This window comes from Trueperella sp. HMSC08B05, assembly GCF_001808405.1.
Lineage (GTDB): Bacteria > Actinomycetota > Actinomycetes > Actinomycetales > Actinomycetaceae > Trueperella > Trueperella bernardiae.
This window is the reverse complement of record NZ_KV793243.1, coordinates 26,017-36,807: the sequence shown is the minus strand read 5'-3', so window position 1 is coordinate 36,807 and position 10,791 is coordinate 26,017. Positions and strand designations below refer to the sequence as shown.

The following is a 10,791-nucleotide window of genomic DNA, read 5'->3' as shown; positions in this document are numbered from 1 at the left end:
CGGCGCGGGCGCGGAAAATCGCGCCCGCGCCCGGCTCCGGGTCGTCCAAATTCTCCCTTGATGTGGTGACGAAGACGTCGCGGCCGTCCTCCCCGCCGAGCGTGACAGCCGTAACCAGCCGTACCGGGAGGTCCCATTCGCCCAACACCTCGGCGTCGGGGGAGTAGAGCCTGATCTTGCCCACGCGGTTGAGTGCCACCCACACGTTCCCCGCTCTATCGACTGCCAGCCCGTCCGGGCTCGTGCCCGTGGCCTCGTGGAACTCGCGGCGGCCCACCAGCTCTCGGTCCACCACGTCGAACACGTCAGTGCGCCGGGTGGCCGTGTCGTGGTAGTAGGCCCGCTCGCCGGCGGGGGAGAAGGCAATGCCGTTGGAGGTGGTGACGCTGGGCAGCACCACGCGCGAGGTCAGGTCGGGGGAGATCTTGTACAGCTTGCCGGCGCCCGGCACCCGCGTGTAGGACATCGAGCCGGCGTACAGGTTGCCCCACGGGTCGGTGCCGCCCTCGTTCATGCGCACGTCGGTATCGGACCAGAGCTCTGACAGTGCGCGGACGTCGCCGAAGGGCTCATCGGCCAGCCCGAGCCCGCGCTCGAGCCCTACCACGAATCCGCCACTCGCCCGCGGCCGTACGAAGGCGGCCACCGGCGAGCCGGTGTGGAGGCGGTGAATGGATCCGTCGGGCAGGAGGGTCAGGAGGTCTCCGGCGAGCATGTCCACGAAGCGCAGGCCGCCCCACTCCTCGGACCAGCAGGGCCCCTCGCCGTGGTAGGCGACGGGATCGGTGATCTGTTCAAACATGGCTCAAGTATCGCAGATCCCGCCCGCGCAGCAACCAGTCGCTGCCTGCGCATCAACCATTCAGGTCGGGTCAGCAGCGGGGACCTGCGCCTTCGGCAGTCGCCCCATCACCTTGAGCGGTGAGGCTTCATCCCTCCCCGCCGGCACGACTGCCGCCGGCAACGAGTTGCAACCCGGTCAGGAGGCGAGCATGAAAATAACCTGGACGATTTCCGGGCGTTCTCCTCATATACGAAGATAGCCCCAGAATCGTCCAGGTTATTTTAATCGCCGGCGGTAGCCGCCACCGAACCAGTTACGCCAGCCCGAGCGCCCGGTGGATCACCTCGATCGGGTGGATGACCGTGGCGCCGGAGCCTTTGCGGATCTGCCAGCGGCAGGTCTCGGTCTCGCACGCGGCGAGCTTGGGGTTGGTGCGCTTGATCATGTCGAACAGCGGCTTGCCCACGGCCTGCGCGATCTCGTACTTTTCCTTCTTCAGGCCGTACGTGCCCGCGATGCCACAGCAGGCCTCGCCGGACTCGATCACCGTGACGCCGGGGACGGTCTCCATCATCCGGATCGCGGGCTTGCCGATGCCCTGGCTCTTGACCTGGCACGGCTGGTGGTAGGGGATCGTGATGTCCCAGCGCTTGAGCTCCTCGACCGGGAACTCACCGGCGTCGATGAGCTCAAGAATGAACTCGGAGATCTCCACGGTGCGCGATCCGACGTCGAGCAGCGTGGGATCGTCCAGGCCCATGATCTCGTGGGCCTCGTGGCGCAGCATGCCCGCGCACGATCCCGACGCCGACACGATGGTCAGGTCCTTGCCCGCGGCGTTGAGCTGGTCGCACAGTTGGCGAACCTTCTTCGACGCACGCCCGAACAGGCCGTTGGACTGGTGTGCCAGGCCGCAGCAGCCCTGCTTCGGCACGAGCACCTCATACCCGAGCTTCTCCAGCACTTCCACCGCGGCCTTCGACGTGGCGACCTCGAAGTAGCCGCCCGCGCAGCCGTGGAAGAACACGATCGGGCCCTTGGAGAAGGGGCCGGTGCGCTCCTTTTCGTGCTTCTTGAACCAGCTCATGAACGTGGAGGTCTGGGCCTTGGGCACGGGCGCGTCACGGTGAATGCCGATGACCTTCTCCACGATCGTGCGCACCGGCTTGTTGGCCAGTGCCACGTTCGCGATCGGGGCGAACGGGGTCATGAGCTTGCCTTCAAGTTCGGTTTCGGGGATGATCCGGTCGCGCAGCGGCATGTGGTCTGCCTTCATCACGGCGCGCGCCTGGGCGTTGATCTCGGCGATCTTCACGCCCTGCGGGCACGTGGTGGTGCAGATCGAGCACCCGGAGCAGTAGTCGAGGGACTTGTCCACGCTGGCGCCGTTGCGGAAGCGCTCAGCCTGCGGCCCCACGAACTTCGGGCCGGAGAAGAGCGGGGTGGCGCGCACAACCGGGCACTGCGACTCGCAGATCGTACACTTGACGCACGCGTCGAGGGACGCGCGGGCCAGGGAGGCCTTGGCGTGCTCGAGTGGGTTAACAACGGTGGTCATGATTAATCCCTCCTGAGGATTGCACGGGTGGCGGCAACAGCGCTGCCGAGCGCGATGCCTTCACCGGACTTCTCGCTCCACGGGCGGGCGCCACCGATGATGGAGCCTGCCAAGTAGAGGTTGTCGTAGACCGGGCGGTCGCCGTCGAGCGGCAACATGTCTTCGTTGACGCTCACCCCGGTTCCGAAGAGGTCCTTGCCGTCGACGATGACCGAGCCGGTCACGCCCGTCGTTTCGGCGTCCTCGGCGTCGAGGAACGTCAGCGGCAGGTCGAAGACGCGCTCGCGGATGTCTCCGTAGGAGTCGCGCTGGATGGTGCCGGACTCGAGACCGCCGCCGGCGTAGACCACGGCGTCGACCTTGTTGGTGGTGACGCGGCCGGCGCGCTGGACCTTGAGCGCGGTCACGTGGCCGCCGTCTGCCTCGAAGCCGATGACTTCGGCGTTGAGGGAGATGTCGACCCGCTTGTCGTGGCAGAGCTGGATGAGCACGTCGTTGATGCGGCGGCCGGGGATCGACGGCGGCGGGACCGGGACCTCGCCCACGGGCACGCCGAGCTCGGCGGAGATCTCCTGGTAAGCGTCGGGCGAAAAGCCGAGGATCGCGGGCAGGAGGATCGTTTCGCCCGCGCGGACGTGGCCGCGCAGCTCGTTGATGAGCGAATCGCGAGTGGCCGGGCCGTCCAGCCCGGCGGTGCCGTCGAAGGCGCGGGCGAAGGTGGTGCCCGTGGAGTCGGCCTCCGGCTTGCGTGGCGCGAGCGAGATGGTCACGGCCCGTGTCTCAACCTTGGCCAGCGGGGAACGGGCGAGGTTGTCGGCGATGAAGGCCGCGGGGAAGTCGCGGAACTGGCGGATGCCGACCACCAGGAACTTCTTCCCGTCCTCCATGAGGGAGGGGACCATCGTGTTCTGCACCGCGATCGTGGGGCGAACCGCGCCGATCGCGGTGGGGATGAGGACGTTCTTGCCCGGCTTGGCGAACAGGCCGGTGGTGGCACACAGCCAGTCCACGCCCTCACGCACCGCGTCCGCCCCAATGGAGGCGTACGGGTGGCCGGGCTCCTTGGCCACGAGCTTTTCGATCTCGGCGTACGGGTCGGAGATGGGGTGGCCGTCCTTGTCCCAGCCGTAAACATCGAGCGTGCCCGAGGACAGGAGCAGGCCGCCCCAGCCCTTGGTCACGATGTCGACGTGGTGGCCGGCCTCGCGCAACTTGAGCGCTGCCGTGAGGCCCGCAAGGCCTGAACCAATAACAATGATGCGCATGATTCTTCTCCTTTATGCCACCGAGGGGCGGCCGTGGATGAGCTCGAGGTCGCCCGTGGCACGCACGGCCTTCTCGGTCGGGGCCGGCAGATGGTCGATGTCGAGGTTGCCGGCGAGGATCCACTTGTTCAGCGTGGCCTCGCGCAGCTGCTCGCCGTACATGAGGGATTCGAGGCCCGAGTAGCGGTTCTTGACGAACAGGCGCAGCATCGACGACGTCCGGTCCGCGTTCTCTTCGCGCTCCAGGCGACCCGCCAGGGCCTCGTGCATGATGCCCGCGGCGCGCATGCCACAGAACGTGCCCTGGCAGGGGCCCATCCCGAGGCGGGTGCGGCGGCGGATGTCGTCAAGGTTGGCCTCCGGCTGCTTGGCCAGTTCCTTCTCAATCGTGGAGCGGGGCAGGAGCTCGCACTCACAGATGATCGGGTCTTCGAAGCGGTCGGCTTCGGCTTCCTCCAGCCTGTCCGTGACCCGGTGGGTACGGGTGGCGTTCGAGGGCACGGCCTCGGTTTCGGTGGTGCACTCGACGAACTCGTCCATCTGCTCAAGCAGCGCGTCCACGATGTTCTTCGCCATGAGGCGGTAGGTGGTGAGCTTGCCGCCGGCGATGGTGAAGAAGCCCTTCACACCGTCGCGCGTGGAGTGGTCGATGATCGACATGCCGCGCGACATGTGGCGCGTATCAGAGGCATCCACGCGCGAGTCCTTGACCAGCGGGCGGGCGCCGGCCCACGCGTGAACCGCGCGCGCCTTGCGGAAGCCCGGCACCAGGTCTTCGCCCGAGTCGAGCATCTGCTGGACCTCGGAGTTGCGGATGACGAGGAAGTCCGGATCGTCTTCCTTCTGATCCGTGGTGCCAATGATTGAGACGGTGTGGGCCGGGACGATGATGTCGCCGTCGGCGGGGTGGATACAGCGGTTGACCACGTGGTTGACGAGGCGGTGGTTCATCGCGATCATGATGCCGCGCCCGGGCACGACGTCGACCCCGTGGCAGCCCGCCATCTTCGCGATCTGGCCCGCCCAGGGGCCGCCGCAGTTGATGGCCGCACGGCAGTTGATGCGGACCTCTTCGCCCGTCTTCTCATCCGTGCAGACCACCTGGGAGACCTGGCCGTCCTCGTTTTCAATCTTGGTGACCCGGTGGTAGGTCAGGCACTGGGCGCCGTAGGCCTTGGCGGACTCGACCGCGCCCCAGACCATGCCCCAGCCGTCAATTGAGCCGTCACGCACGCGGAACGCGCGCTGGATGCCCGGGTTGAGGCGCGGCTCGATGCGCAACGCCTCAGCGACGTCGAGCTCCTCGGCCGGCACCTGCGTTTCGCGGGCCGCGGGCAGGAAGCGGGTGGAGAATTCCGGATCGTCATTCGGGCCGACGACGAACAGGCCGCCGGTCTCCTCCACCGATTCGGGGTGAATTCGGCGCAGGATCTCATTTTCCTCGGCGCACTCAGTGGCCGAGTGGGGGTCCGAAATGACGTAACGGCCACCCGAATGGAGCAGGCCGTGGAACCGCCCGGAGGTTCCCTGTGCCAGATCGGCACGCTCGACAAGGACAGCAGAGAAGCCACGCATGGCCAGATCGCGTAATGCGCCAGCCCCGGTTGCTCCACCGCCTATAACAACAACATCGGTGTTTATAGTTTTCATGGTTCTTCCGATTTCTACGCGGAGACTTAATCACCAATTTACGGTGTTTTCCACGAGGCGTGGTGTGAAAACGGGGGGTTTAAAGTATTTTGGCCAAGTGTGCACGGCCGTGCAGATGAACTGAAATGACTTGCACCCGCCGTGTAGAATATGTCTGTCGTACGTTGAGGAAAGGCCTGAGATGAACCGAGAAGACCGCTCCCTTGCGGCCTATGAAGCAGCCGTCATGCACTTCATCCAGGGGGAGACGATGGAGTCGATCGCCCGCCGACTGTCCGTTTCGCGCTCCACCGTCTCCCGCCTCATCGCCGAGGCGAAGGACGAAGGTCTTATCCAGATCACCATTCACCCGCCCGAGGAGGCGGCCAGCGAGATGCAGGTGCGCCTGTCGCAGATGTTCGATGTGCATGTGAAGGTGGTGCCCGTCCCGTTTGGGGTCAATGAGACGCGCCGGCTCAACGCCGTAACCCAGGTGGCGGGCATCATGGTCTCCGACCTCATGAAGCCCGAGTCGGTCATCGGCGTGGCCTGGGGCAACACAGTGGCCGCCGTCGTCGACCACCTCGTCCCGCGGCCCGCACGCGGCTCGATCGCGGTCCAGCTCAACGGCGCCGCCAACGCCTCCACCAGCGGCGTGCCGTATGCCGGCTCGCTCATGGAAGCCTTCGGCCGGGCCTTCGGTGCCTCCGTCCACTACTTCGCCGTCCCCGCGTTCTTCGACTACGCCGCCACACGCGAAGCCCTGTGGCAGGAGCGCTCCATCGCGGCCGTGCGCGAGATCCAACAGCGGGCCGACATCGCTCTGTTCGGCATCGGCTCTCTCACCGCGAAGAACCCCTCCATGGTCTACTCGGGCGGCTACCTCAGCGCCGAGGAGCTCGACTCGCTGCGCCGCGAGGGCGTGGTGGGTGACATCTGCACGGTGTTGCTTCGCGCCGACGGCTCGTGGAAGGACCTGGAGATTAACTCGCGTGCCTCCGGCCCCACGCCCACCGACCTGCGCAAGATCCCGCGGCGCATCGGCGTCGTCTCCGGCTCGGACAAGGTGGTCGCCACGGTCGCGGCCCTGCGCGCCGGCCTCATCACGGACCTCGTGGTAGACGAGGACACCGCCGACCTCATCTACGAGTACTCGATGCGCTCCGGGCCCGGGACATTGCGATGATCCGCCCGGCGAGTGCGCGGGACGTGCACGCCATCTACGACGTCGTCCGCCCCTACGCCCACCAGCGCGTGCTCGTGGCCAAGGACCTGGTGGAATACTTCGAAAGCCTCGAAGAATTCGTGGTGGCGGAGGTGGAGGGCGAAGTGGTCGGCTGCGGCGCCCTGCACGTCTTTAGCGAGGCCATCGCCGAAATCCGCACCCTCGCCGTCCGCGACGAGTTCCGTGGGCGCGGCATCGGCAAGGCGATCGTAGACGAGCTCGAGGCGCGCGCCCGCAGTCTCGCCATCCGCCGCCTGTTCTGCCTCACCTTCGAAGTCGAGTTCTTCTCCGAGCTCGGCTACGTCCGCATCAATGACGACGCCGCAGCCCTCGCCCGGGTCAAACCCAACACCCTGGGCAATTCGCGCATGTTCAAGCAGCTCTAGCGGTCCCGGCCGCCCTCGGCCAGGAAGTTCGCCGTCATCCGCAGCCCGATCGGGGCCTGGAGGCCGACCAGGGCGAGGATGATCGTGGTCATGACGCCGATCCCGGCGATCGCAGTTGCCGCCACGCCCACGACCACCACCGTTGTCGCGACGAGGGCCGCCCCGCGCGTCAGGCGAGCGGCGGACGCGAGGTCGGGGTTCGGGCGTCGTGAAAGAGCGATGAGGTAGGCGCCCACTGCCACGAGCACCGCGCCCGCCCCGCCCGGGATGAGCGCGACGAGCGCGCCGTGCTTGCCGGCGATCTGGATGAGCAGGCCGAGGGCGAGGATGGTCAGCGCGAGGACGCCGAGCACGCCTCCGGCGCGGGCGAGCTTGAGTTCGTTCATGGCTTTGATGCTAGCGGAAGGCGGAATTGGCCCGAAACTAGCTCGGCTAGGCCGTCGGTGAGAACGCCGTCGAGCGCCGGGCCGAAGCGCTCCGCAGGGAGGGTGGTGGCGGCGAGGAGTGAGTCGTAGTCGTGGGGGCCGCGGCGCAGGGCTGCCATGATCTTCCCGCGCGCCTGCCGGTTCGTGCCCTCCCAGGCCTGCGGGCGGCGGCGGTGGGCGTGGGCGTCGGCCGGGCTGCCGGCCAGATTCCACTCGCAGTGGGTGGCGAGCGGGCAGGCATCGCAGGCGGGCGTTCGGGCCGTGCAGACGAGCGCCCCAAACTCCATGATGGCGGCGTTCCAGAGCCAGGCCTGGTCGTCGTCGGGAACGAAAGCCTCGGCGCGAGCGAGTTCGGCCTTGGTCTGCGTGGGCGCGGGCAGGGCCTCGCCGTGCCAGCGGGCGAGCACGCGGCGGATGTTCGTGTCAAGCACCACGCTGCGGCCGCGGAAGGCAAAGGCAACGACGGCGGCCGCCGTGTACGGGCCGACGCCAGGCAGGGCGAGCAGATCGGTGTAGGTGGAGGGGAAGGAGCCGCGCTCAGTGATCGCGATCGCTGCCTCCTGCAGACGCAGTGCGCGGCGCGGGTAGCCCATGCGGTCCCAGGCGATAAGGACCTCGGCGGGAGAGGCCGAGGCAAGGTGGGCGGGGGAGGGCCAGCGCTCCATCCACGTCCGCCACACCGGTTCCACGCGGGCAACCGGGGTCTGTTGGCTCATCACCTCACACACGAGGATCGACCACGGGTCCGTGGTCTCACGCCACGGCAACGGCCGGGCATGCTGGGCGTACCAGCGGGTGAGGGCCGCGTAAGCGGTTTCGGGTTCGGGTGCCACCCGCCTCACTATAGCGCCGCCCGGCGCGCATCGCTCCCGCGGCAAGGGATTGCCGCTACGGTAGGGGCGTGAACGAAACTCCGAAGCGCGGGAAGCAGGCGGGGCGCGGGGCGCCGCGCCCGACGAGCGAGCGCGCCCAGCCTGGCCGGGGACGCGGAGGCGAGCGCGCAGGCCGTGGCGGTGAAGGCGCGGGGCGCGGGAGCGCTGAGCGTTCGGCGCGCGAAGGGAAGCGGCCGACTCAGGGAGCTGCCGAGCGGCAGGCGCGCGCCGGGGAGCACCCCTCGCGAGGCTCTGACCGCCAGGTTCGGAGTGGCGGCAAGCGTCAAATGCGCGGGAAAGCGCAACGGTCGGCCGGGGAGCGTACCTCCCGCGCCGAGCGCGCCGGTAACTCCGCACGCCAGCGGCCCACCTCGGAGCGTCGGACCCAGGGCCGGCAATCTCAGGCCCGGCAAACACAGGTGCGGCAAAATCAGGGGCGGCAGGCCACGAAGAGGCCCGTGTCGGCGCGACCCGCACCTCGCAAGCGGACAAACCCGGCCCGTTCGTCCTTCCAGCGCCGGTTGCTGACCATTTTGCTCATCGTGGTACTCGCGATCGTCGCCACGTTCGTGGCGGTCAAGTACGCGCTGTCGAAGATAGAAAAGCACACCGTGCCGATCAACCCGGTGGAGCAGTTCGATCCCGTGGCGTGCAGCTCGTCGATGCTCAGCACCACCGTCCAAGTTGCCAGCACGGGAAAATCGCAGGTCGCGGTCAGTGTCTCGATCACCAACAAGGGAGACACCCCCTGCAGCTTCGACGCCGCCGACCTTCGCCTCCAACTCGCCTCAGGCGACCAGACCGCCTACGACAGCCAAGTGTGCGAATCCGGCCCTGCAGCCAAGATCTTGCTTCTCGACACCGGTCTGACCACCACCCAGACCCTCACCTGGAACGGCATCAACGCCGGCGCCAACTGCCAGGGGCAATCGCTCGCGGGTGCGGGCACCTACGTGGCGAGGGTCTTCCTGGGCACCGACCCGCTCCTCGAGTCTGGCTACATCTTCGAACTGACCGGCTCGGGTGCCGCCTCTGGCGGGCATAGCGTCACGGATGATGGCTCCGCGGTCGCAGGGGGCGACGGCGCGGACGGCGCGGACGGCGCGGGCTCCGGTGAGGGCGGCTCGGGAGGGTCGGATGACGGGGAGACGGCCACCGACGGTGCGGACGACGCCGGCACAGGTGATTCCGGCCAATCCAGCGATTCTGAGGGCGCTACGGCCGAGAATTCCGAGGGGTAGGCCGCCCGCGCCACGCGCCTACACCGCCCTGCGCTACGCGTCCAGCGGCAGCACCGCCCGCGCCGCCGCTGCCACGTCGTCCACTGGGCGCAGCCGCATGCCGGCGGGTGGGCTGAGCTTTTCCGAGGTCCGGGGCAGGATCGCCGTGTGGAAGCCGAGCCGGGCGGCCTCGTTCAGCCGCCGCTGGAGCCCGACCACCGGGCGCAGCTCGCCGGTCAGCGACACCTCGCCCACCGCGATCACGCCCGGCGCAAGCGGTAGATCCGCGGCGGCCGAGGCCAGCGCCAGCGCGATCGCCACGTCCACGCTCGGCTCGAGCGCCTTGGCCCCGCCCACGGTGGACACGAACACGTCGTTACGCTCGAACTGCACGCCGAGCCGGGACTGGAGCACGGCCAGCATCATGGCCACCCGCGAGCTGTCCACCCCCGAGGTGGTGCGCCGCGGCGGGCCGGCTGCCGGCACCGACAGCGCCTGCACTTCCACCGGCATGGGCCGCCGCCCCTCGAGTGTGACCGTCACGCACGTGCCCGGCACGGTGAGGTTGCGAGCGGAGAGGAACAGGCCCGACGGGTCTGCAAGCCCCACGATCCCCGAGTCCGCAAGTTCGAAGCAACCCACTTCGTCGGTGGCCCCGTAGCGGTTCTTCACCGCCCGCACGAGCCGCAGCCGCGAGTGCCGATCGCCTTCGAACTGGCACACCACGTCCACCAGGTGCTCCAGCACGCGCGGGCCGGCGATCGAGCCGTCCTTGGTCACGTGCCCGACCAGCAACACCGGCAGGTCGGAGGACTTGGCCGTGTTGACCAGCGTGGACGTCACGGAGCGGACCTGCGCCACGCCGCCCGCCGATCCCTCCACGTGCGGGTCCATGATCGTCTGCACCGAGTCGACAATCAGAAGCGACGGGCGCGAATCGGCAACGTGCCCCAGGACCTTCGCCAGGTCCGCCTCCGCCGTGAGCAACAGGTACGGGTGCAGGGCGCCGATACGTTCGGCGCGCGAGCGCACCTGCGATGCCGACTCCTCGCCCGTTACGTACAGCACCGGGTTGCGCCCGGCCTGCGCCGCCTGCTCGGCCGCCTTCGCCGCCACGTCTAACAGCAGTGTGGACTTGCCAACCCCCGGTTCGCCAGCCAGCAGGATAACGACGCCGGGCACGATCCCGCCTCCGAGCACCCGGTCCAATTCCGGCACGCCGGTGGGTTCCTTCACCGAGGCCTGCTGGGAAACCTCCGTGATCGGCTGAGCGGGCGAGCGCGGCGTGAGCGCCGCGATCTTCGTGCCCACCTGTTCGGTGGCCTCTTCGATCGTGCCCCACGCTTGGCACTGCCCGCAGCGGCCGACCCACTTGACCGTGGTCCAACCGCACTCGCTGCATCTAAACGTCTGATTCTTTGCCATAC

General features: G+C 68.2%; 10 protein-coding genes. 3 read left to right on the top strand and 7 right to left on the bottom strand.

Going from position 1 to position 10,791, the window contains the following annotated elements; genetic code table 11:
* The 4 genes from HMPREF3167_RS05530 to glpA all read right to left on the bottom strand — a co-directional run.
* The coding region (locus HMPREF3167_RS05530) for an SMP-30/gluconolactonase/LRE family protein (protein WP_070445940.1) at positions 1-802 on the bottom strand (802 nt) is incomplete at its 3' end.
* Between the two features lie 295 nt (positions 803-1,097).
* Positions 1,098-2,342: an anaerobic glycerol-3-phosphate dehydrogenase subunit C gene (locus HMPREF3167_RS05525; protein WP_062613332.1), complete on the bottom strand. Its 1,245-nt coding sequence runs from the start codon at positions 2,340-2,342 to the stop codon at positions 1,098-1,100.
* A 2-nt stretch (positions 2,343-2,344) separates the two neighbouring features.
* Entirely contained in the window at positions 2,345-3,607 is a 1,263-nt protein-coding gene (glpB, locus tag HMPREF3167_RS05520; protein ID WP_070445936.1) for a glycerol-3-phosphate dehydrogenase subunit GlpB, read from the bottom strand.
* Between the two features lie 12 nt (positions 3,608-3,619).
* Positions 3,620-5,257 (bottom strand): anaerobic glycerol-3-phosphate dehydrogenase subunit GlpA, encoded by a 1,638-nt coding sequence (glpA, locus tag HMPREF3167_RS05515; RefSeq protein ID WP_068538639.1) that lies wholly within the window; start codon positions 5,255-5,257, stop codon positions 3,620-3,622.
* A 181-nt stretch (positions 5,258-5,438) separates the two neighbouring features.
* Between glpA and HMPREF3167_RS05510 the strand changes: the two genes are divergently transcribed.
* Together HMPREF3167_RS05510 and HMPREF3167_RS05505 are read left to right on the top strand one after the other, a co-directional pair.
* Complete coding sequence (locus HMPREF3167_RS05510; RefSeq protein WP_062613338.1) at positions 5,439-6,422, top strand: sugar-binding transcriptional regulator; 984 nt, start codon at positions 5,439-5,441, stop codon at positions 6,420-6,422.
* On the top strand, positions 6,419-6,847 hold the full coding sequence (locus tag HMPREF3167_RS05505; RefSeq protein ID WP_068538641.1) for a GNAT family N-acetyltransferase: 429 nt from the start codon (positions 6,419-6,421) through the stop codon (positions 6,845-6,847). The genes HMPREF3167_RS05510 and HMPREF3167_RS05505 overlap by 4 nt, the downstream gene beginning before the upstream one ends.
* Here the strand turns inward: HMPREF3167_RS05505 and HMPREF3167_RS05500 are convergent.
* Both HMPREF3167_RS05500 and HMPREF3167_RS05495 read right to left on the bottom strand, forming a co-directional pair.
* The gene (locus HMPREF3167_RS05500; RefSeq protein ID WP_070445933.1) at positions 6,844-7,233 is read right to left on the bottom strand and encodes a hypothetical protein; all 390 of its coding nucleotides are present in this window, start codon (positions 7,231-7,233) and stop codon (positions 6,844-6,846) included. The two genes, HMPREF3167_RS05505 and HMPREF3167_RS05500, sit on opposite strands and share 4 nt — an antisense overlap.
* Positions 7,230-8,105, bottom strand: coding sequence for an HhH-GPD family protein (locus HMPREF3167_RS05495; RefSeq protein WP_070445930.1), 876 nt, complete (start codon positions 8,103-8,105; stop codon positions 7,230-7,232). The genes HMPREF3167_RS05500 and HMPREF3167_RS05495 overlap by 4 nt, the downstream gene beginning before the upstream one ends.
* Positions 8,106-8,602: 497 nt before the next feature.
* Here HMPREF3167_RS05495 and HMPREF3167_RS09840 point away from each other — a divergent pair, with 497 nt between their 5' ends.
* On the top strand, positions 8,603-9,385 hold the full coding sequence (locus tag HMPREF3167_RS09840) for a DUF4232 domain-containing protein (protein ID WP_168160827.1): 783 nt from the start codon (positions 8,603-8,605) through the stop codon (positions 9,383-9,385).
* A gap of 33 nt (positions 9,386-9,418) precedes the next feature.
* Here HMPREF3167_RS09840 and radA read toward each other — a convergent pair whose 3' ends face one another.
* Complete coding sequence (radA, locus tag HMPREF3167_RS05485) at positions 9,419-10,789, bottom strand: DNA repair protein RadA (protein WP_070445924.1); 1,371 nt, start codon at positions 10,787-10,789, stop codon at positions 9,419-9,421.
* Between the last annotated feature and the right edge of the window lie 2 nt (positions 10,790-10,791).

Coding starts and splice junctions, on each gene's coding strand:
- glpA (WP_068538639.1), bottom strand. CDS start 5,257: ATGAAAACTATAAACACCGATGTTGTTGTTATAGGCGGTGGAGCAACC.
- radA (WP_070445924.1), bottom strand. CDS start 10,789: ATGGCAAAGAATCAGACGTTTAGATGCAGCGAGTGCGGTTGGACCACG.
- HMPREF3167_RS05525 (WP_062613332.1), bottom strand. CDS start 2,342: ATGACCACCGTTGTTAACCCACTCGAGCACGCCAAGGCCTCCCTGGCC.
- HMPREF3167_RS05500 (WP_070445933.1), bottom strand. CDS start 7,233: ATGAACGAACTCAAGCTCGCCCGCGCCGGAGGCGTGCTCGGCGTCCTC.
- HMPREF3167_RS05505 (WP_068538641.1), top strand. CDS start 6,419: ATGATCCGCCCGGCGAGTGCGCGGGACGTGCACGCCATCTACGACGTC.
- HMPREF3167_RS05510 (WP_062613338.1), top strand. CDS start 5,439: ATGAACCGAGAAGACCGCTCCCTTGCGGCCTATGAAGCAGCCGTCATG.
- glpB (WP_070445936.1), bottom strand. CDS start 3,607: ATGCGCATCATTGTTATTGGTTCAGGCCTTGCGGGCCTCACGGCAGCG.